Genomic DNA, 22,363 nt, shown 5'->3' on the forward strand with positions numbered 1-22,363 from the left:
AAACTATTTAACCAAACTATGAACTTTAAACAATTAACAAAGAAGAAAACAAAATACAATCTTGTATTTTTATTTTTCCTGAATTTTCTGTTGAGCACAACAATTTATGCGCAATCAACAGTAGTAGAAGGAAAAATCACAGATGCGGCGGGATTATCACTACCAGGTGTAAATGTCCAGGAAAAAGGAACTAAAAACGGTACCTCGACAGACTTTGAGGGAAGTTTTAAAATTAATGTAACCAATAACAAAGCGGTACTAATTTTTAGTTATTTAGGATTTCAGACACAAGAAGTAAGTGTTGCGGGAAAATCTAGAGTCAATGTTAGTCTTTCAGAGCAATCCAATTCACTCAATGAAGTTGTGGTTGTAGGATACGGATCTGTGAAGAAAACAGATCTTACCGGATCGGTTAGTACTATTAATGCTGCTACAATAACAGAAAGAAATACTACAAGTGCCTTAGAAGCAATTCAGGGAAGTACACCGGGAGTTCAGATTTCCTCTAGTTCAGGACGTGTGGGAGATGGATTTAAAGTAGTAATTAGAGGTAACAACTCATTACTAGCAGATTCTAATAACCCAAATGTACTGGGATCAACCCCTCTTTATGTGGTAGATGGTGTGCCAATGGATGGAATCGACTTTTTGAACCCACAAGATATTGCCAGAATGGACGTTCTAAAAGATGCCTCTTCTGCAGCAATTTATGGTTCAAGAGGTTCTAACGGGGTTATTATTGTGACCACTAAAAGCGGAACAAATGCTAAACCGGGTTTCAATGTGAGTTTTGATTCTTCTTATGGTACAAAAACCGCTGCGAGATTACCCGAAATGATGTCAGGTTCAGAATGGTGGAAATTTCACCAGGTAGCTTATATGAGCGCTACACCACAGACACAGACACCTGCTCAATTAGCAACATTGGCAGGAAATCAAAGTCCATTATTAGTTTCAAGAGCCAATAACGGTTATAATTTTGATTGGTACGACGCGGTACTTAAACCCGGAATGACTCAAAATAATTATTTGAATATTTCAGGACGTTCTGAGTCTGGATTGAGCTATAATTTAGGTTTTGGTATTCAGAGTGATGAAGGATTGGTGGATAATGACGGAACAGATAAATACTCGTTCAAATTAGGTTTGAACCATAAGGTAAATGATAAATTCTCTACAGGGGCAAATGTTACAATTGCTCACGTTGATACACAATTAGGCAGTGATTTGGCCATGCAGGACGCTTTCAGACTAAGCCCTTTAATGTCACCTTGGTCAGTGGATGCGGCAGGAAACGAAAATGTAGGTTCTTTGTTTTTTCTACCAGGAAAATTAACTTATCCTGATGGTTCATGGGCAATTAATAAAACCAGTGCTGTGAATCCGTTAATGGAGATTGCTAATTCATCTCAGACAGAAAAAACATGGCAGACTGTTGGAAATGCTTATATGCAATACCAGCCTTTAAAATGGTTAACATTCAAAACAACATTTTCTGCAGGAATTCAAAATACGACAACTAGCAAAGCGTATACAGCGCAGACCAATGCTGGGGTAACATTAAACGGTAAAAATTCAGCATCAATCCAAACCTATAATAATTTCAATTATACATGGGACAATCAGATTGATTTGAAACATACTTTTAATGACGTACATGATTTTAGTTTATTGTTATTGCAGAGTTCTTATTCTAATACAGATGACAATTCTTATATGTATTCTAACAATCAGCCTTTTGATGTGGGATCAAGTAATATGGGTTCAGGAGTTCAGACCAGCTACAACATAACTTCAGGATATGCAAAAAATACCTTGAGTTCTTATGCTGTTCGTTTGAATTATACTTTTAAAGATAAATATTTATTGACAGCTTCTAACAGATGGGATGGTTCATCCGTTTTATCAGCAGATAATAAATGGCAAAGTTTTCCCTCTGTAGCCTTAGGATGGAAAATTAGTAAAGAATCATTTTTAGTGAATAGTTCTGTAGTTTCTGATTTGAAACTTAGAGCGAGTTTAGGATATACAGGAAATGATAATGTGGCTCCTTATACTTCACAAGCCTTATTAAATCAACAGACTTTTTATGCCAACGGAGCAAATGTAGTTTCAGGATGGCAGTCAGAGAATTTAGCCAATCAAAACTTAACCTGGGAAAAAACAAGAGAGATCAACTTAGGTGTTGATTTTGGATTCTTAAAAAACAGAATTACAGGTAGTGTTGATGTTTATGACAGATTATCAGATGATTTGATTTACAAACAACAATTACCATTAGAAACAGGATGGAAAAATACTTTTGCCAATGTTGGTTCTGTAAGTAATAAAGGAGTCGAGGTTTTATTGACTACAAAAAATATAAAATCTAAAAATTTAAACTGGGAAACCACTTTCACTTTTACTAAAAACGTAAACAAGTTAGAGTCTATTTACAATCAGGATCAGGTAAGTGATATTGGAAACAAACTGATCTTAGGTTCAGAGATAAATCCAAATTACAATTACGTTTATGACGGAGTTTGGCAGGAAAGCGAAGCAGCTCAGGCAGCAACTTTCGGTATGGCTCCTGGTCAGGCGAGACCAAAAGATTTGAACGGTGACGGTAAATTTAATGCCGATGACAGACAAGTAATTGGTAATGCAAATCCGGAATGGCAAGGAAGTTTCTACTCTAAATTAACAGTAGGTCAGTTTGATTTTAATTTCTCTGTCATTACAAGTCAGGGACAAACAGTATTGAGTACTTTTCATCAAAACTTTGCTGATGTGAGCGACAGAGGCCGTCAGAAAATTAAAATGGATTATTTTATTCCAACAAACGGAACTGGTATTGAAGCCAACGCAAACAATACAAATCCACGACCAGGACCAGTTGCAACTGGTGCAGGTGCTTATTGGACTTCTTTATTTGGTTACTATAGAGATGCATCTTATGTTAAAATTAAAAATATCTCTTTAGGATACACTTTTAATTCTGAATTACTTAAAAGATTAAAATTGAGTAATCTAAGAGTTTATGTAAATGTTTTAGACCCATTTGTATTTACAAATTTTGACGGATATGATCCGGAATGGGCAGGTTCTAATTTTGGTATCAACCGTCCTGCATCCGTTACTACACAATTGGGTTTAAGTGTTAAATTTTAATAAGATATAAAATGAAAAAGATAATATTAGTTTTAGGAATAATCATTACAGCTTTCAGTTCATGTAGCGACTACATCGAGGAAGAAAGTCTTTCGAATGTACCGGCTGACGAAACATATAAAACAGCATCCGGATTTCAGTTATTAGTAAACACAGACTATGCAAGACTTAAAGGAATTTACGGAGGAAATCCATGGTTGTTTGAATCCGGTACCGATATGTACGCCGAAGGAAGAACACCCGAACCAGCCGGTATAAGTCAATATACATTACTAATTCCATCAGCTGCGAATGTCGATGATTTGTATACTTCATGTTATCAGCAGATTCAGTCTGTAAACAAAACGGTGTACTATTCGACCATTACAGAACAAACAGCAAATTTGAATTCCCTGGTGGGTGAAGCGCTCTTTTTAAGAGCTAACGCTTATTTTTTACTGGTTCAGACCTATGGTGGAGTTCCAATTGTTCTGGATAACATTACTTCAGCAGTTTTATCTTTCAAAAGAAATACAGCCGAGGAAGTGTACACACAAATTATTGCCGATTTAGATGCTTCTTTGGCTACGGTAGGAACCGGGGCTTATGCAGCAACAGGAAAAGTAAACAAAAGAGCCGTAAATGATTTATTGGCAAAAGTATACCTTACAAGAGGTTACGAAACTTTTGGAACTCCTGCTGATTTTACAAAGGCAGCCGCTTATGCAGATGCAGCAATTGCTGGTCAGGCATTAAATATTCCTTTTAATCAATTATTTGTTACTACTGCAACAAGTGATAACGATTTGAATGCAGAGACCATATTTTCTGTTCAATACGACAAAAACTCTACAAGTACGGATCCTACAAAATTAGGAAACAATCAGTTTTACTATTTCAGTTCGTATTTAGGAGGTGCAGAAACAGGAGCTCCGTTAAGAAGTTATAATTTATGTCCAACAACTTATGCTTTAGGGTTATATGAAAAAGGAGATAAAAGATGGGATGCTACCTTTATGACAGAAATTCTGGAAGAAACAGTAACCGTTGACGGAAAAGCAAAGACCACTCTTTATTATCCGTATTACAGACCTGCAAATGCGAGCGCTGTAAAAGTAAGACACTTTTATGAGCCAAAATGGTTCACGCCTGCAGACAGAACAGCCTGGAATACGGCTAATGCAGCAAGAAAATCAGCCACTTTTGTATACCATCCTTGGGGAGAATACTCAGCAGATCATACATTAATAGACAACCGTGATTGTTATACTATTCCTGTGAAGAAATTTGATGATGCCAATCCAACAACACCTTCAAGTACAGGTCCTGTAAGTACAAGAGATATCATTGTATCAAGACTGGGAGAAACCTATTTAATAGCGGCGGAAGCTTATTTAAAAGCAGGAAATCCGACAACTGGTTTAGATCGTTTAAATGAAGTGAGAAGAAGAGCAGGTGTAGCCAATGCCACTATAGGACAATTTAATATCGATTATATCTTAGATGAAAGAGGTAGAGAACTGGTAGGAGAATACAAACGTTGGTTCGATCTAAAACGTACCGGTACATTAGTAGACAGAGCTTCGGCTTATAATTATAGAATTAAGGCAGCTAATTTTGTTGGAGTAGATGGTAAACTTAAAATTTTAAGACCTATCCCACAAACGGCGCTGGATTTAAACCAAAACAAGGATTTCCCTCAGAATCCTGGTTATTAGTAATTTTAAAATTTTTGAGGTTTAGTTTTTTTGAAGAAGTTAAAAAGGAGTTCGGTCATGAATCGGACTCCTTTCTTAACGAAATAGTAGTTGGTTTTGAAATGAAAAGATTTTTAATTGTTTTATTGCTTTTTTCTAAAAGTATTACCGCCCAAAGTCAATATGCTATTGATACGTCATACACCGTAAAAAGCACTTATGGCAAACTAATTAAAAAATATCCTTTTATAAAAATTGCGCAAGGCAATAAAGCAGTCAACGATACACAGATCCAGAATGTAGTGTATTATAATGACACAAAAAGGATGTTGCATTTTGATGCCTTTTTTAATAAAGATAAAAAAAGAAATCCAGGGGTAATCATGATTCATGGTGGCGGATGGAGATCAGGAAATAAAGACCAAATGAAGGTCTTGGCACAGGAAATAACATCAAAAGGTTATTCTTGTTTTGCAATAGAATACAGGTTATCACTCGAGGCAAAATATCCACAAGGGGTTTATGATGTAAAAAATGCGATTAAATTTATAAAAGACAATGCCAAAAGATTTCATGTAGATCCAGACAAAATTGCGGTTTTAGGATGCTCCTCCGGAGGTCAGATGGCAGCTTTGATTGGTACAACAAATGAAGATCTGGCTTTTGAAGATGTCCAATACAAAAGTAAATCTTCTTCAAAAGTACACGCAATAATTGATGTAGATGGAATTCTCGCTTTTAAACATCCCGAATCTCAGGAAGCAGAAATGGCAGCATTCTGGTTAAAGGGAACCTATGATGAGAATCCTGAAAACTGGAAACAAGCATCGGCATTAAGTCATGCTAATAAAAACACGCCGCCAATACTGTTTATCAACAGCAGTTTTGATCGGTTTCATGCCGGAAGAGACGATATGATTGCAATTTTAGATCAGAACAAGATTTATAGTGAAGTAAAAACAATTCAGGATTCACCGCATTCCTTTTGGTTTTTTCAACCCTGGCTGGAACAGACGGTGGTGTATACCACAGAATTTTTAGACAGAATTTTTAAATAATTTAGCATGAAAAAGGACAATGATAATAAGAACAGTTTTATACAAATTTAAAAACGGTAATGTTATGTTTTCTAAAAAAGCAACCAGTATTAAAATATAATGTATGTTTAAATCGACTTTTATAAAAATCAATTTTACCCAAAGTATAATTGTCTTGCTATTGATTTTTAGCAGTAAGCTAGTGGCGCAGGCAAGCGAAACGGCTGTTCTTCCTGATAATCTGAAATGGTCAGAAAGAACCGCACGTACTATTTTAAACAAATACCCAAAAGCATATCAGATCGACGGAACTGAAAAACCAAAATGGGATTATAAAATGGGTTTGGTTTTGTCTGCTTTCGAAAAATTATACCAGAAAACGAACGACAAAAATTATTTTGATTATATCAAAGGATATGCTGATGAACTGATTGATGTAGATGGAAATATTGCCAAGTACGATATAAAAGAATACAATATCGATTGTGCAAATCCGGGGAAATTACTTTTTAATTTATATGATAAAACTAGCGATAAACGATATTTAAAAGTAATACAACAACTAAGGTCTCAACTCGAAACGCAACCCAGAACGGCAAGCGGCGGATTTTGGCACAAACAAATTTATCCTAATCAAATGTGGATTGACGGTTTGTATATGGCAGAACCTTTTTATACACAATATACCATGAAGTACGAAGATGGTAAAGCTTTAGATGATATTGCCAGACAGTTTGAACTGGTTCAAAATCATCTGGTAGATAAAAAAACGGGACTGGTGTATCAGGCTTGGGATGAAAGCAAAGAAATTGGCTGGGCAAATCCGGAAACAGGAACTTCTCCAACCATTTGGGGACGAGGTATTGGCTGGTACATGATGGCTCTTATAGAAACGTTGGATTATTATCCTAAGACGCATCCAAAATATAAAACACTAATTGGATACCTGAATCAAATTGCAAAAAGTGCAGAGCAGTACAAAAGCGCTTCAGGTTTGTGGTATCAGGTGGCTGACAAACCGGATTTGAAAGATAATTATCTTGAATCTTCTTCTTCGGCAATGATTATCTATGCTTTGGCAAAAGGGGCAGATAAAGGGTATTTGGCTTCGAATTATAAAAAGCAGGCCCAGAAATCATTTGATGCCTACCTTAAAGAGTTTGTCAAAAAAGATGATAAAGGACAAGTGACGATTTCAAATGTATCATCGAATGTCGGACTAGGAGGAAAACCATTTCGTGACGGTACAAATGAGTATTATGTAAAAAGTAAAGCAAAAGATTCTAGTTCACCCGCTTTGGCAGCATTTATGCTAAGCGCAATGGAATTAAATAAATAATAACTAAGATTTAGGATATGATAAAAAACAGTAACAAAATATATTCTGCTTTGGTTATACTCGTTTGCCTGATTGTATTTTCAGCTGGTAAAGTGACAGCTCAGCAAACTGCAAAGAAAGGTGTTGTGATTGCTAAAGACTTAAAATGGTCAGAGCGAATGGCGCTTTCTATCCTGAAACGTGATCCAAAATTATGGCAAATTGATAATAACGAAAAACCAAAATGGGATTATAAGCTGGGACTAGTGGCAATGTCTTTTCAGGAGCTTTATAAAAAAACTAATAATCCGGTATATGCCAATTACGTAAAACAATACGCAGAAACGGTTATCAGCAGTTCAGGAGAAATCATGAACTATAAACTCGAAGACTATAATATTGATTATATCAATGCCGGAAAGATTCTTTTTGATCTCTATAAAACAACAAAGGAGGATCGTTATCTTACGGCAATGCAGACTTTGAGAAAACAGTTAGAAACACATCCAAGAACCAATTCAGGTGGATTTTGGCATAAGAAAATCTATCCGTACCAAATGTGGCTTGACGGATTGTATATGGGAACACCTTTTTATGCCAGATATACGGTCGAATTTGACAAGGGAAAAGATTTAGATGATGTTGCCAAACAGTTCGAACAAATACATTTGCATACCATTGATAAAAAGACAGGTTTGCTGTTTCATGCCTGGGATGAAAGCAAACAAATGCCCTGGGCAAATAAAGAAACAGGAACGTCGCCTAATTTTTGGTCGCGTTCGATAGGATGGTACATGATGGCCTTAGTGGATGTTTTAGATTACATGCCAAAAGAACATCCTAAGAGAAAAGAATTAATTCAGTATCTGAATGAAATATCAAAAGCAGTGGCAAAATATCAGGATCCATCGGGTCTTTGGTATCAGGTTACCGATTCAGGAACAAAAGAAGGAAATTATCTTGAAGCATCCGGATCTGAAATGTTTGTTTATGCTTTTGCAAAAGGGGCAAAAAAAGGATATTTACCGGTAAGTTATAAAAAACTGGCTGAGAAAGGTTTTGAAGGCATCGTGAATAAACTAATTGCTGTTGATCCTGATGGAGAAATTCATATCACGAAGGTTTGTGCTAGCGCCGGACTCGGAGGCAATCCGTATCGCGATGGTTCTTATGAATATTATATTAAAGAGAAAATAAAAATTGACAACTCACATGGGTTAGGGCCATTTATTCTGGCAGCATTAGAATTAGAGAAATAGTAGAATTAAATATATTTTAAAATGAAAAATAATAAAAGACAAGGTTATTTTACGTCAGTTATGTTAGTTTGTTTAATGGCTTTTACAAGCTGTAAAGTAACTTCACAGGAACCAGCAAAAAAAGAGATCGTAATTTCTAAAGATTCAAAATGGTCTGATAAAATGGCTTTGACCCTAATGAAACGCCATCCGGAATCCTATATGATCGATGATTCTAAAAAACCAAAATGGGATTATGTTCACGCCTTGGTTTTGCATTCGATCGAAGAATTACACAAGAAAAATCCGGATCCAAGATACAAAGCTTATATCAGAGGTTATGTAGATGAATTAGTACAAAACGACGGAACAATTAAAACCTACGAACTAGACAAATACAATATCGACCTAGTTGTACCGGGGCGTTTGCTTTTTGATATTTATGCTACTTCAAAAGAAGAAAAGTATTTGAAAGCGATGCAATTAGTACGCAAACAAATCTCAGAGCAGCCACGTACTGCAAGTGGAGGTTTCTGGCACAAACAAATCTATCCAAACCAAATGTGGTTAGACGGTTTGTACATGGGAGAACCATTTTACGCGCAATACACCCTTACCTTTGAAGACGGGAAAAGTTTTGATGACATCGCAAAACAATTCGAATTGATTCAATTGCATGCTACAGATCCAAAAACAGGTTTATTGTATCATGCATGGGACGAAAGCAAGCAAATGCCGTGGGCTAACAAAGTTACAGGTAATTCACCAAACTTCTGGTCAAGAGCTTTAGGCTGGTATGTAATGGCACTTGTTGATGTTTTGGATTATATGCCAAAAGAGCATCCAAAACAAAAAGAATTAGTAAAGTATTTGAACAATGCCTGTGCAGCTTTGGCTAAATATCAGGACAAATCAGGATTGTGGTATCAGGTAACCGATAAAGGAGGTCAGCAAGGAAATTATCTTGAAGCTTCAGGATCATCCATGTTTGCTTATGCTTTTGCAAAAGGAGCAAACAAAGGTTATTTACCGGCAAAATATAAAAAATTAGCCAACAAAGCTTTTGATGGTTTAACAACTCAACTCATTACAAAAGTTGATGCTGATGGCGGAATCACACTAACTCATGCCTGTCAGGTTGCAGGTTTAGGAGGAACACCATATCGTGATGGTTCATACGAATATTATGTAAATGAAAGAAAAAAAGACAACGATCCTAAAGCAACCGGACCTTTTATTCTGGCTGCTTTAGAATTGAACAGATAAATTCTTTACAAGGTTTCTTTGGTGATTTCTCCTCCGAAATCACTAAAAGAAATGCAAGAAACCCGATAGGTTTTTATAACCTGTCGGGTTTAATTAAAAAGTAATTATTATCAAAAAATGAAAAACTTAAAAGTCCTCTTTTTTCTTTTATCAGTATTCTCTTTGCAAAAGAATCTGGCACAAGTCTGGGTACCTGACAACGCAGACGGAACCTATACAAATCCTATCATTCATGCCGATTATTCAGATCCTGATGTAGTTCGTGTAGGAGATGATTTTTATATGACCGCATCGTCTTTTAATTGTATTCCCGGATTACCTATTTTACATTCTAAAGATCTTGTGAATTGGAAAATTGTTAGTTATGCACTTGCAAAACAACCTCCCTTTGAGACATTTAATAAAGTGCAGCATGGTAACGGAGTCTGGGCGCCAAGTATTACTTTTCATAACAATGAATTTTATATTTATTATCCGGATCCTGATTTTGGAATCTACATGATCAAAGCCAAAAAAGCGGAAGGACCATGGTCAGAACCTCTTTTGGTAAAAGAAGGAATCGGACTTATTGATCCAAGTCCGTTATGGGATGATGACGGTAAAGTCTATCTCGTTCATGCCTTTGCCGGAAGTCGTGCTCAGATAAAAAGTCTTATCGTGGTTTGCAGTATGAATGCGGAAGGTACAGTTGCCAATAATGACCAAGTTATGGTAATTGACGGCCACGAGAGTGAAGGTACAATTGAGGGACCAAAATTCTATAAACGTAATAATTACTACTATATTTTTGCTCCGGCAGGAGGAGTGGCTACAGGCTGGCAAACGATTTTAAGATCTAAAAATGTGTTTGGTCCTTATGAAAAGAAGAAAGTACTCGAACAGGGAAAAACCGCTATAAACGGTCCGCATCAGGGAGCCTGGGTGCAAACACAAACCGGAGAAGACTGGTTTATTCATTTTCAGGACAAAGGAGCTTACGGCAGAATTGTGCATCTTCAGCCCATGAAATGGGAAAAGGATTGGCCGATTATGGGACAAGACTTTGATAAAAACGGAATAGGTGAACCCGTTACAACTTTTAAAAAACCAAATGTAGGCAAGAAATATCCAATTGAAAATCCTGCAACATCAGATGAGTTTAATGAACCTAAATTAGGTCTGCAATGGCAATGGCAGGCCAATTCTCAAATCAATTGGGGTTTCCCGACGAGTTTAGGTTATTTGAATTTATTCTGTGTAACGACTTTAAAAGAGGATCAGAAAATTTTTGATGCACCCAATTTGTTGTTGCAAAAATTCCCTGCAGAAGAGTTTACAGCCACGGCCAAATTGACTTTTAATACAAGGTTAAACCAAGAATCAACAGGACTTATCATTATGGGATTAGACTACAGTTATTTGAATTTAAAAAATGAAAACGGAAAGCTGTATTTGAATCAGAGAACAGGAACTTTTGATGAAAAAGTTGCAGAGACAGCAACGAAACCTGTTTTAATAGCAAACAATACAATATATCTTAGAGTAACAATTAAAAAAGGCGGAATTTGCAGTTTCTTTTATAGTGCAGATGATAAAAAATATCAGCCAATTGGTTCTGATTTTCTGGCTAAAGAAGGAAAATGGATTGGCGCAAAAGTCGGTCTTTTTGCCTTGAGTGAGAAAGTAACAAATGATTCAGGAAATGTTGCTGTAGATTGGTTTAGAATTACAAAATAAACTTAAATAATGATTCCATTAAAAAAATACATACTACTCGTTTTCTTCAGTGTTTGTTTTAGTATAAATGCTCAGAATACCTATAAAAATTGGCCTGATATCATTCGTAAAAACGATGCTGCCTGGTTTGGTACCGACCAGGCTAAAAAAATAGCTGAGAATGTATTGCTTTATCAACGAGACATTGGAGGATGGCCAAAGAATATCCAGATGCAGCAAGAATTGACTCCTGTTGAAAAAAAGGATTTATTAGCCCTTAAAAAAACGACAGCAGAAACAACCACAGACAATGGAGCAACCTCTCAGGAAATGCTTTTTATGTCAAAAATGTATGCACAGATCAAGGATGAACGCTACAGAGAATCTTTCTTAAAAGGATTAAATTATTTATTTGAAGCCCAATATAAAAACGGAGGATGGCCTCAGTTTTATCCGTTAAAAAAAGGATATTATACCCATATTACTTACAATGATGATTCGATGATAAACATTATGAATATCATGGAACAAGTAAGTGAAGAAACTGATTTTTATAGCATAAAACCATCAAAGGAAATTGTTGAAAAAGCAAAGAAATCTTTTGATAAAGGAATTGATTGTATACTGAAAACGCAGTACAAACAAAATGGTGTTTTAACCGCCTGGTGCGCCCAGCATGATGAAGTTACATTAGCTCCGGCAAATGCAAGGGCTTTTGAGTTAGCATCGCTTAGCGGATACGAATCGGCTAAAATTGTATTGCTTTTAATGAGAATCGAAAAACCTTCGACCCAGATCATTACGGCAGTTAAAAGCGCTCAGGCATGGTTTGAAAAAACTAAAATTACGAATCTTGAAGAGAAACGTGTTTTGAATGATGCCGGAAAGATCATCGACAAAAAGATGATTCCCACCCAAAATGCAGCACCACTCTGGGCGAGGTTTATGGATCTGAATACAAACCAACCGTTCTTTTGTGATCGTGACGGAATAAAGAAAAAATCATTGGATGAAATAGGTGCTGAAAGACGAAATGGTTATTCATGGTATTCGGATGCTCCAAAAGAAGTTCTGAAAAAATATCCTGCATGGGCCATAAAAAACGCAGTAAAAGTTTCATCGGCAGAAAAAACAGATAAGAAAAACAACAATTTTATTACAGTTGCTTTAGATGGTTCGGGTGATTTTACCAAAATTCAGGATGCCATAAATGCAAGCCCTTCTTTTCCTTATGAGAAAGTGACGGTGTTTGTGAAAAATGGAATTTACAATGAAAAAGTGCGAATTCCCGAGTGGAATACGCATTTATCTTTGATTGGTGAGAGTAAAGAGAATACCATTATCACTTTTGATGATAATTTCTCTAGAATCAATTTAGGAAGAAACAGTACTTTTTACACGTCTACAGTTTTAGTTGAAGCCGATGATTTTTCAGCTTCAAATTTAACCATTAAAAATGCCTCAGGCGATAAAGGTCAGGCAATTGCTTTGTCTGTTGTTTCAAATCGTGCAAAGCTTGTAAACTGTAATATTCTTGGAAATCAAGATACATTATATCTCTCAGGAAAAAATGCAAAGCAATATTTTAAAGAGTGTTATATTGAAGGAACAACTGATTTTATTTTTGGAGGTGCAACTGCTTTATTTGAAAATTGCCAGATTCACAGTATTAAAAGTTCTTATATTACGGCTGCTTCAACTCCCCAAAATAACGCTTTTGGGTTTGTTTTCAAAGATTGTAAACTTACCGGGGAACCCGCTGCAACGGCGGTTTACTTAGGCAGACCATGGCGAATTTATGCAAAAACGGTTTATATGAATTGTGATATGGGAAAACACATAAAACCTGAGGGCTGGGAGAACTGGTCGAAACCCGAAGCTGAAAAGAATGCTTTCTATGCTGAATATAATTGCAAAGGTGAAGGATTTCAGCCTGCCAAGAGAGTCTTTTGGTCACACCAACTTCAAGAGAAAGAAGCTCAAGAATATACCATCGAGAATATTTTAAAAGATTCAATTGCCAATTGGTATTCAAAGTAAAAAAAATAGATTTAAAAAAAACAAAAAATATGAATTTTAGACTTCTGATTTTTCTATTGATTTCATGGACTTCTTTTGCTCAGCATCAGCAATTTCCATCCCAAAAAGTAGATTCTATTGTAAAGAGAATTCAGCTTCCTGTCTTTGCATCTTATCAGATTAATGTGGTAAAATTGGGCGCAAAAGGAGATTCTATAACCAATAATAAAGCAGCATTTGATAAGGCGATGGCATTGTGTAAAAAGAACAATGGAGGAACTATTGTGGTACCAAAAGGTATTTATAAAATCAATGGTCCAATTCATTTTGTAAGCAATGTAAATTTAAAAATAGAGAAAGGGGCCAAAATCAAATTCAGTGATAATCCGAAGGATTATCTACCAATGGTTTTAACGAGCTGGGAAGGTACTATGCTCTACAATTACAGTCCGCTTATTTATGCTTATGACTGCTCTAATATTGCCATAACCGGCGAAGGTATAATTGATGGAGAAGGAGGCAAGGTTTGGAAAAGCTTTAAAGCAAAAGAAGGTGCAGGGAAAAACTTAAGCCGTGGTATGAATCATAATGCAACTCCTTTAAAAGACAGAAAATTTGGAGAAGGATATTTTTTGCGTCCCCAAATGATTCAGTTCTTTAACTGTAAAAACATTTTGGTGGAAAATATCAGAATAGAAAATTCACCTTTTTGGTGTTTGCATTTACTAAAATCGCAAAGCATTACTGTGCGTGGAATTAGTTATAAATCCTTAAATCATAATAATGACGGTATTGATCCTGAATATGCTAAGGATGTTTTGATAGAAAATGTGACTTTTGATAACGCAGATGATAACGTGGCCATTAAAGCCGGAAGAGATCACGAAGGCAGAGCAAACGCGGCCACACCAAGTGAGAATATAGTGATCAGAAATTGTAATTTTAAAGGACTTCACGGCGTTGTTATAGGAAGTGAAATGTCAGCTGGGGTTCAAAACATATATGTAGAGAATTGCAAAACCGTAGGGTATTTGAAAAGAGGGATTTATTTAAAGACCAATGCTGATCGTGGAGGTTTTATAAAAAATGTTTTTGTTCGAAATATCAAGCTGGATGAAGTGGAAGATTGTTTGTATATCACGGCAAATTATCATGGGGAAGGTAATGGTTTTCAGTCCGAAATATCCAATATATCATTCTGGGATATTACCTGTAATAAAGCCACAGCATCAGGAATTGTGATTCAGGGATTTGCTGAGAAAAAAGTCACCAATATCTCATTGAACAATATTGATATCAAATGGGCCAAAAATGCGATTTCAAGTACCAATGCAGAGAATGTACTTTTGAACGAAGTTTTTATCGGAGAAAAGGCAACGGTTCCCTCGGCTGCAAAGTAGTTTTTTTAAGGAAAGTTGAAAAAGACAAAACCTGAAAAATGTAGTGAAAGTTAAAAAAAGTTTGTGGTTGCTGTTTTGGCCTAAGGTATAAAACCATAAATTAACCACAATACTTATTGTACTGAGCAAAGTTGAAAGATGCGAGAGTATAATAAAATCAAAAATCAAAAAAATGAAATATTACCTGTTAATTATCTGCTTAATCTCAGTGAGTTGTTTTGCTCAAAAAACTACAATTTATACCATTGGTGATTCAACAATGGCAAATAAAAAAGATCCAGATCGTAATCCAGAACACGGTTGGGGGCAAGTTCTGCAACCTTTTTTTAAGGATAATTTCACCGTTGAGAATAAAGCTGTAAACGGTAGGAGCACTAAGAGTTTTATCAATGAAAAACGTTGGGATTCTATTTATAAAAAGCTAAAAAAAGGAGATTATGTTTTTATTGAATTTGGACATAATGATCAAAAAATAGAAGATTCAACCCGTTATACCAACCCCCATACAACCTATAGATATAATCTTATTCGGTTTGTAAATGAAAGTCGTGAAAAAGGAGCAATCCCAGTATTGCTGAGCTCTATTGCCAGACGAAATTTTAATGAAAAGGGCGTACTGGTTCCCACTCATGGAGAGTATCCATTAGAGACCAGACTAGTAGCGCAGCAGTATAATGTTCCTTTTATTGATCTAGAATATTACACCGAATTACTCGAAGAATCCTATGGACCTGAAAAGTCAAAACAATTGCATTTACACTTTAAAGCAGGTGAAAATCCTTATTACGATAAAGACAAGGCCGATGATACACACCTCTCATTGAAGGGGGCCAGAGCAATTGCACAAATTGTTGTCAATCAAATTAACCAATCAAAGGATCCTTCTTTGGATAAACTTAAAAAAGCAATCAAATAAAGATTGTTTTGTGGTGCTTAAGACTTCTTTTTTTACCAGGTAAAAATTATAAAAAAGGCACATTTATTAGTGCAATAAAAGAGATTCAGATTTTAAGGTCAAAGGCTATTTAAGCAATGATTTTTTTCTAATGATCTTATTTGTTTTGTCTTTGCAATCCTGTTTTAATTCATTGTTTTCTTTTATGTATTCGCAAGGGAATATAATATCGCTTAGGACGCTTTTTGTTTTATGATCGATATAAGTTATTGTATAATTAGAGCTATGACGTTGCTTTGCTAAAACAACGGTAATACCTTGTTTTTGTAGCATTTTAATTAGTTGGTTTGTCGATACGGATCTTATTGAGTACAAATCCACAATTTTTTTAATCCTTATTCTCTGAGCGGTACTTTTTATTGTATTTATTTTAAATTTGTTCTCCAGAAATTTCAATGTAGGTTTGTTTTGTATATCACTCGCTTTAATAGGCATGCCTATAGGTTTTCCCTCTTCGTTTAGTATTTTATATAATAATCCTCCATTGCGGAATATTATTGAACTCTCTCTGCATCTGTCAGCCATAATATTGTACAGACTTAAGACTGCGTTAAGTTCGGACAAATTTGTACAGGAGTATTTATTCAAAACAAAATTAATAACACTTGATATGGCTTTTTTTGATTCCATTTTACCATAACAAGCTTTGCTAATATTTGTGAAAGGCAGAGTAAATTGATTTGTTTTTATTTTACTTACAGCAGGAACCAAATCAAAGAGTTTTTCAATATCTTTTCTTGCCGGTTCGGACTTTTTAATGGCGATATTATGCATATAGATCTGCTTGCCGTCTCTTTGAATATTAGTAGTGATCACATGTAAATGTTGATGCCCGGAGTCATAATGTTCGTATACTAAATAAGGTTGTTTTGCAAAACCAATTCTTTGCATATAGCAATTGGTTATGCTCAAAAGTTTTTCTCTGGGATGCTCTTCCAGGGAAGAGAAATTTAGCGATATATGTACTGTATTTTGTTTTGCAATTTCATTCAATTTCATCCTTCTGGTAAAACGTTCTAATTTTATGGCAGCGTTTATCTTCTCGAGGTCCACAGGAAAATTAACCGCGCCGATGCACTGGGCTAGTCCCTTTGTGACTTTGTTTTCGTTGTAGGTGATAGTTCTGTGTATTGAATTATTTATTTTTATGATTGTAACCATTTGTCTATAATTTTTTCAATTTGCATTTTAATTTCTTCAATTCTCTGATTAAGATTCTTTATTGCTATTTCCAGTCCTGAGATTGATACAACATCGTGATTAATTTGTTGGTGTTGACTTAGTTTTTCCAGAACTTGGGACGCATTGTTTCTAACGGTATTGATCTGATTGTTAAGTTCTGCTATTTCTTCTATCAAATCATCTAAGGATTGATTTCGGTACAATATCGTTACAGGCTTATCAGATAATCGTTTTCGTATATACTCACTTACCGTATGGCAGGTGCTTTTTTTGCATTGACTTTGAATTTCAAAATATTGATTAATTGGTAAGCCTACATAAACACCTCGAATTCTATTTAGATCATCTTTTATCATCATCTTTTTATTTTAAGTGATTTTATTGCTAATGGATAAGTAAAGATTTACGTATGTTTTTTATACCTTTTAATTGAATTTTTATTATGATATCTGGAATTATTGTTATTTTTTAAGTACCATATAAGACAATTCTGGATCACTTACAAGACGATCGATTTCATAATGTACAATGTCCTGAATGTCTTGCTTTATTTGAAGATAGTTTCTCTGTATTATCTCGTTATTTAACTTGCGTACAATGGGAATTTCTCTATAATTTTCAGATTCGTTTTCAAGCGCATTATGATCATTTAGTATCTCACTATGGAATGCCTTGAGCTTTATTTTACAATTTGGATCATCGGCTACCATTCCAACGAACTCGCCAGAGCTTAAAGATGAAATTTTGGAGGCTGGAACAGCTAATTCTAATTGTTTGGAACGACTCACAGAAGTATCACCACTGTTTATAGAAAAGCTTTCCCTATCCTGCATGATTTTACCGACTCGCTCTGATAATTGTTTGGCTGTATCTCCTGTAACCTGGCCACTTATGATATTTCCTGCGATGTTCATAATAACATCGGCCTGTTCGCGGCCATAATCCTTTCGAAGCTGACTAAAATCCTGCATTCCCAGACATGTGGCTACTTTATTGCTTCTGCCCGTGGCAATTAGACTGTCAATATTATTGAGATAAATAGTGGGGAATTCGTCAAATACAAGACTGCTCTTTTGTTTTCCTTTCTGGTTTACCAATTTCAATAATCGATTTACATATAGAGATAGTACAGCTCCGTAAATCTGTATTTTTTGAGGATTGTTGCCCATACAAATAATCTTTGGATCCTCAGGGTTATTGATATCCAAAGTAAAGTCGTTACCTGAGAGCACATAATAAAGTTGTGGGGAGGAGAGTCTTGCCATGGCTACTTTAGCCGAGGCAATTTGACCCTCTAGTTGCTCCATTACATCATTTAGGTAGGCATTGATAAAAGGATTAATCAAGACCTCTATTTCCTTTTCAGTTCGAAGAAGGGTAAAGAGATCATCGTAGTCTACTTGCATAAGCTCAATTACGTGAGGTAATGTACAGTATTGACCTTCCTTGTATTTTTTCAAGTACCATATTATAGCTGTTAAAAAGTTAATAGGGGATTCAACAAAAAAATCTCCTTGACGTTTAATCCACTCTCTGTTGAGTCCCAGTAAAATAGTGCGGGCCGATTCAGAAGAGTCTGTAATATCAGTCATGGCTGAGGGAACCAAAGGATTACAGCGATGCGAACGAGAGAGATCATCAAAATTGATACTGTAAAATTTTGGACAAATGAGATAATGTGCTTTGTATTCAAGCCATGTATTATAGGCAATTATGGTAAGATCATCGTATTTGAAATCATAAACAAACATGGCAAAACCTTTTCGGATGTGCTGGGTAATGACATGGCGTATTACAAAATAGGATTTACCCGAACCAGGACTACCCAATACTAAAAGAGCTCGAAAGGGATTGATGATATTGATCCAGCTTTTTCGAACTTTGTCCTTAAGATGATATTGCGCGGGAAGATTCACTGAATACTCGTTTTCCAGAAGTCTTTCTTCTTGAGGGAAAGTTTCGTTTTCTTCATTAAAAATATCGTCTGAATTGAGCTTTTTGTTTATAATGCGCGATAGAATAGTACCTGCTGTGAGAAGGAAAATAAATCCCGTAGCAGTTATGACAATATAGAGAAGTGCAATATTGGAGCTTTGCCATTTTAAAAACAGCAAGAGATAACTCATGAAAAAAAGCAGCAGTCCTGAGCCAAGCCACAGAAAAGCGGTCTTGTATTGAAGTTTTTCATCTTTTCTTCCTTTGACTCCTAAAAGGGAAATCAACAAAAAGCCGAAACAAAGCAATTTGGAGAGGTGGAAGTTATCAAATAACCCCGTACGGGTAATAGTGCCAAGGATCGTGTCTGCGAACTCATTTACAAGATGCCACTCTGTAAATGCGCTATAGGTATAATAGTAAAAGTGCAAACACAAAAGAACAATACTTATGAGTCTTGTCATATCTAGTATTTTCCTTAGTGCCTGCTCGTTTTCTCCAGTTTGCATCGCCATTGATTTAGAGGTTAAGGTTAGTAGATTGTTAGATAATGTAAAGCCCCAAGAATGTGCTCACTCTTAAGTTTTATTCTTTTTCAATACTATTTGATGGTAAGGGTAAGATTTATAACTAAGGACTTTATCCTATCGTTTAATACCTGGTTTTGTCTTTTTTGAATTTGTTTGCCGTGAATTTATCATCCAATCATTTAGATCTTTATGCTCTTTGTAAAGAGCGCTCTGGTCATGGTATTTTCTACCCCAGTCAAGGGCACGCTTAGTAGCATTTTGTCCAGGCACGTCCTGATCTAGATAAAGTTGTACTAATTTGTGTTTTTCCATAAATGGTCTGGCTTTATCCAGAAATGAAATCGAGTTTAGAATTAAAAAATTCTCTTTTTTTTCTTGAAGACCGTAATTCATGGCTTTGTAGGATAAAAAATCCATAAATCCCTCAAAGACCACTACTTCTTTATTGTTATTATCATAAGATGTTATCCCTTTGGGGGAGCTACTGGATTTGAAATAAGGATTTCGAATTTCGAATCCTCCCAGATCGTTTTTAAAACCGATGCCGTAATAATTATGATCCCTTATACTGTAACTGAGCTCTGAGCAAAATTTAAAAGCAAGTCCAAGGGGAATCTTTCTTTGCTTCAGATATTCTAAAAGGACAGTAGACTGCAAAGGTTTTTCTCTTAGTATGGTAATTTTTGATTGCTGTTGCTCTGGGATATCCAGGACAGGAACTGGTGAATGATATTGGGTACTATTTCCGCGATGTTCTTTTAAGAATTCTCCAATGGAGCATTTAAAAAAAAGTATACCAAAGTCAATGATATTGCCTCCTTGTCCCATTCCATGATCGTACCATCTATTGAGTCTTCGGTTGATTTTAAAAGAAGCAGTTTTCTCATTGCGAAGTGGTGAGAGGTACCAATAATCATCATGCACTACCTTAGAGGGTTCAAATCCTAAGGAGTGTAAATAAGAAACCATATCCAATGTCTTTACATCGTCTAAGGATAGATGATCGTTACTGAAATTCATAGTCACATTATATGAGGTTGATCATTCAAATACAACTACGAAATTAACTTAGATATAAATGCTGTACAATCCTCAGTATATTATCACTGGGTTAGGCTAGGCAAGGATTAATATATCGTTTAAGTTTGGTCTTGTGGGACCTCGACTGGACAAATTTCTATAAATTTTATGGAAGATTTAAAGAGATTGGCTTACTACATATAGTGTCTGCCTTTCATTGACTCTAAGAATTTGGTTTAGATGTCGTGTTGGGGATTGATCCAAATAATGCGTGCTAAGATATTGCAATTTATAACACGTAACATTTGCAAGATCTTCACGTCTAATGGTTACAAACCGCTTCAAAAAGCAGACTTATTCTACACTTCAATAAAATAATAATCAAAATGGTCAAGAAAATACCTGTAATTATAGTATTACTACTATCACTGCTAACCTATAATTGTTATTCTCAATTGCAGACATTAAGTGGAAGAAAGCTGAATTCAGAAGACCTTGATAAGTATATCAAGAAACAAATGGATTCTCTCGCTATCTCGGGTTTATCATTTGCACTTATCAATAACGGCAAAGTCGTTTACCACAGGTCATTTGGTGTAACCAGTGAACAAACCAAATTGAAAGTTAATGATCAGTCGATATTTGAAGCAGCATCCATGTCTAAAACTGTCTTTGCTTATTTTGTGCTTAAAATGGTTGATAAAAAGCTTTTAGATTTGGATACGCCCTTATATCGCTATTTGCCCTATAAAGACATTGAAAAAGATGAACGTTACAAATTGATCACCGCCCGGATGGTTTTATCGCATACCACCGGATTTCCTAACTGGCGATATTTTGACAAGCGTGATGAAAACCGTTATAAGTACGGTGAATTGTATCTTAAGTTTACTCCTGGGACAGAATTTGCTTATTCTGGTGAGGGTTACCGCTACCTATCGCTGGTTATTGCTCATTTGAACGGATTATCAATACAGACATTGGATCCTCTTTTCCAAAGAGAGGTTGCTGCACCATTGCATATGAAGCATGCATGGTTTAGTGGTAACAATTACATAAGTAATCATAAAGTTCAGGGACATGTAAATGGAAAGGTCTCTCACAAGAGTTGGCCCACCTCTTTTCCCGAGCAAGACTCTACTTGGTTCGATGCTGCGGGTGGATTGCATACGGAAGCTGCAGATTTTTCAGCTTTCCTGATTGGTTTGATGAAAGGCAAGGGTATCTCTAAATCCCTTGTGAATGAAATGTTTAAACAGCAAGTTGCTTTAGACAAAAGATCACCCCATTACCTCGTAAATGGGGATACTGGCTGGGGTTTAGGCATAGCGATACGGCCAGTTTCCTTTGGAACCATATATGAGCATGGAGGCAACAATGGCGACTTCCAGTCAGGATTTAAGATTAACAGAGCCAATCAAAATGGGTACGTTTTTTTTACAAATTCTGATCAGGGGGTTATGTTCAACAATAAAATAGCCGACTTATTAATTAATTAGATATAAAAAATCTTGCGGAACACTTTTTTATCAAATCCAAAGTAAAGGCAAATGCCTCTGATTTTGCGTAATATTGTCTAAAAAATAAACCTGATCAAAATAAGGGATGTTTTTCAGTGCCCTCGAGAAATCTGAAGCTTTTTTCTTAGTAGCAGTAATAGGACTCGGACCGTAATTAGTCAATTCGTTTTTTCTATAAATTTTAAAGCATTATTTGTTTAAGCTAATTAAGTCGAGTTTTGATTTAAAATGTGCTTCTTCAAGTTGTACTTTACCTGTAGCTCAAATCCATTTTACTTTGTCCATAGCTAAGAAATTAATTTCGAGAGTTGGAATTAACATTATTGATTTTTATGAAGTTACAATTGGACTATATAAAAATTTAGAATTAAATCACAGGGAACAAAACGTAAATTGCATACATCTGGGATGGCAGTTTTCTT

Annotated in this window: 15 protein-coding genes; 11 read left to right on the forward strand and 4 right to left on the reverse strand. The window is 35.6% G+C overall.

The features are described 5' to 3' along the window. Nucleotides 1–18 precede the first annotated feature (18 nt). The 10 genes from B0A67_RS18810 to B0A67_RS18855 all read left to right on the forward strand — a co-directional run bounded on the left by B0A67_RS18810 (nucleotide 19) and on the right by B0A67_RS18855 (nucleotide 15,715). Entirely contained in the window at nucleotides 19–3,150 is a 3,132-nt protein-coding gene (locus B0A67_RS18810; RefSeq protein ID WP_072962917.1) for a SusC/RagA family TonB-linked outer membrane protein, read from the forward strand. 11 nt (nucleotides 3,151–3,161) lie between these two features. Beyond that, nucleotides 3,162–4,847, forward strand: coding sequence for a RagB/SusD family nutrient uptake outer membrane protein (locus B0A67_RS18815; RefSeq protein WP_072962914.1), 1,686 nt, complete (start codon nucleotides 3,162–3,164; stop codon nucleotides 4,845–4,847). A 101-nt stretch (nucleotides 4,848–4,948) separates the two neighbouring features. Then, the gene (locus tag B0A67_RS18820) at nucleotides 4,949–5,884 is read left to right on the forward strand and encodes an alpha/beta hydrolase (RefSeq protein WP_072962910.1); all 936 of its coding nucleotides are present in this window, start codon (nucleotides 4,949–4,951) and stop codon (nucleotides 5,882–5,884) included. Between the two features lie 103 nt (nucleotides 5,885–5,987). Continuing rightward, entirely contained in the window at nucleotides 5,988–7,202 is a 1,215-nt protein-coding gene (locus B0A67_RS18825) for a glycoside hydrolase family 88/105 protein (protein WP_072962908.1), read from the forward strand. A 17-nt stretch (nucleotides 7,203–7,219) separates the two neighbouring features. Then, complete coding sequence (locus B0A67_RS18830; RefSeq protein WP_072962905.1) at nucleotides 7,220–8,440, forward strand: glycoside hydrolase family 88/105 protein; 1,221 nt, start codon at nucleotides 7,220–7,222, stop codon at nucleotides 8,438–8,440. 21 nt (nucleotides 8,441–8,461) lie between these two features. Beyond that, nucleotides 8,462–9,685, forward strand: coding sequence for a glycoside hydrolase family 88/105 protein (locus B0A67_RS18835; RefSeq protein ID WP_072962902.1), 1,224 nt, complete (start codon nucleotides 8,462–8,464; stop codon nucleotides 9,683–9,685). Nucleotides 9,686–9,802: 117 nt separating this feature from the next. Continuing rightward, complete coding sequence (locus B0A67_RS18840) at nucleotides 9,803–11,401, forward strand: glycoside hydrolase family 43 protein (protein ID WP_072962899.1); 1,599 nt, start codon at nucleotides 9,803–9,805, stop codon at nucleotides 11,399–11,401. 9 nt (nucleotides 11,402–11,410) lie between these two features. After that, complete coding sequence (gene pelA / locus B0A67_RS18845) at nucleotides 11,411–13,420, forward strand: pectate lyase (RefSeq protein WP_072962896.1); 2,010 nt, start codon at nucleotides 11,411–11,413, stop codon at nucleotides 13,418–13,420. A 29-nt stretch (nucleotides 13,421–13,449) separates the two neighbouring features. Then, nucleotides 13,450–14,799, forward strand: a complete 1,350-nt coding sequence (locus B0A67_RS18850) for a glycoside hydrolase family 28 protein (RefSeq protein WP_072963224.1) — start codon at nucleotides 13,450–13,452, stop codon at nucleotides 14,797–14,799. A gap of 172 nt (nucleotides 14,800–14,971) precedes the next feature. Next, the gene (locus B0A67_RS18855; RefSeq protein ID WP_072962892.1) at nucleotides 14,972–15,715 is read left to right on the forward strand and encodes a rhamnogalacturonan acetylesterase; all 744 of its coding nucleotides are present in this window, start codon (nucleotides 14,972–14,974) and stop codon (nucleotides 15,713–15,715) included. Between the two features lie 105 nt (nucleotides 15,716–15,820). Here B0A67_RS18855 and B0A67_RS18860 read toward each other — a convergent pair whose 3' ends face one another. The 4 genes from B0A67_RS18860 to B0A67_RS18875 form a co-directional block, all read right to left on the reverse strand. Next, nucleotides 15,821–16,915 carry a relaxase/mobilization nuclease domain-containing protein gene (locus B0A67_RS18860; protein WP_072962889.1) on the reverse strand — a complete coding sequence of 365 codons (1,095 nt, stop codon included), beginning with the start codon at nucleotides 16,913–16,915 and terminating at the stop codon, nucleotides 15,821–15,823. Next, complete coding sequence (locus tag B0A67_RS18865) at nucleotides 16,900–17,295, reverse strand: plasmid mobilization protein (protein ID WP_072962886.1); 396 nt, start codon at nucleotides 17,293–17,295, stop codon at nucleotides 16,900–16,902. Before B0A67_RS18865 ends, B0A67_RS18860 begins: the two co-directional genes overlap by 16 nt. Before the next feature lie 102 nt (nucleotides 17,296–17,397). Next, nucleotides 17,398–19,380: a conjugal transfer protein MobC gene (gene mobC, locus B0A67_RS18870; RefSeq protein WP_072963221.1), complete on the reverse strand. Its 1,983-nt coding sequence runs from the start codon at nucleotides 19,378–19,380 to the stop codon at nucleotides 17,398–17,400. 135 nt (nucleotides 19,381–19,515) lie between these two features. Next, entirely contained in the window at nucleotides 19,516–20,421 is a 906-nt protein-coding gene (locus B0A67_RS18875; RefSeq protein WP_072962882.1) for a toprim domain-containing protein, read from the reverse strand. A 386-nt stretch (nucleotides 20,422–20,807) separates the two neighbouring features. Here B0A67_RS18875 and B0A67_RS18880 point away from each other — a divergent pair, with 386 nt between their 5' ends. Further along, on the forward strand, nucleotides 20,808–21,920 hold the full coding sequence (locus tag B0A67_RS18880; RefSeq protein ID WP_072962878.1) for a serine hydrolase domain-containing protein: 1,113 nt from the start codon (nucleotides 20,808–20,810) through the stop codon (nucleotides 21,918–21,920). Nucleotides 21,921–22,363 lie beyond the last annotated feature (443 nt).

The organism is Flavobacterium aquidurense, from assembly GCF_002217195.1.
Classification (GTDB): domain Bacteria; phylum Bacteroidota; class Bacteroidia; order Flavobacteriales; family Flavobacteriaceae; genus Flavobacterium; species Flavobacterium frigidimaris.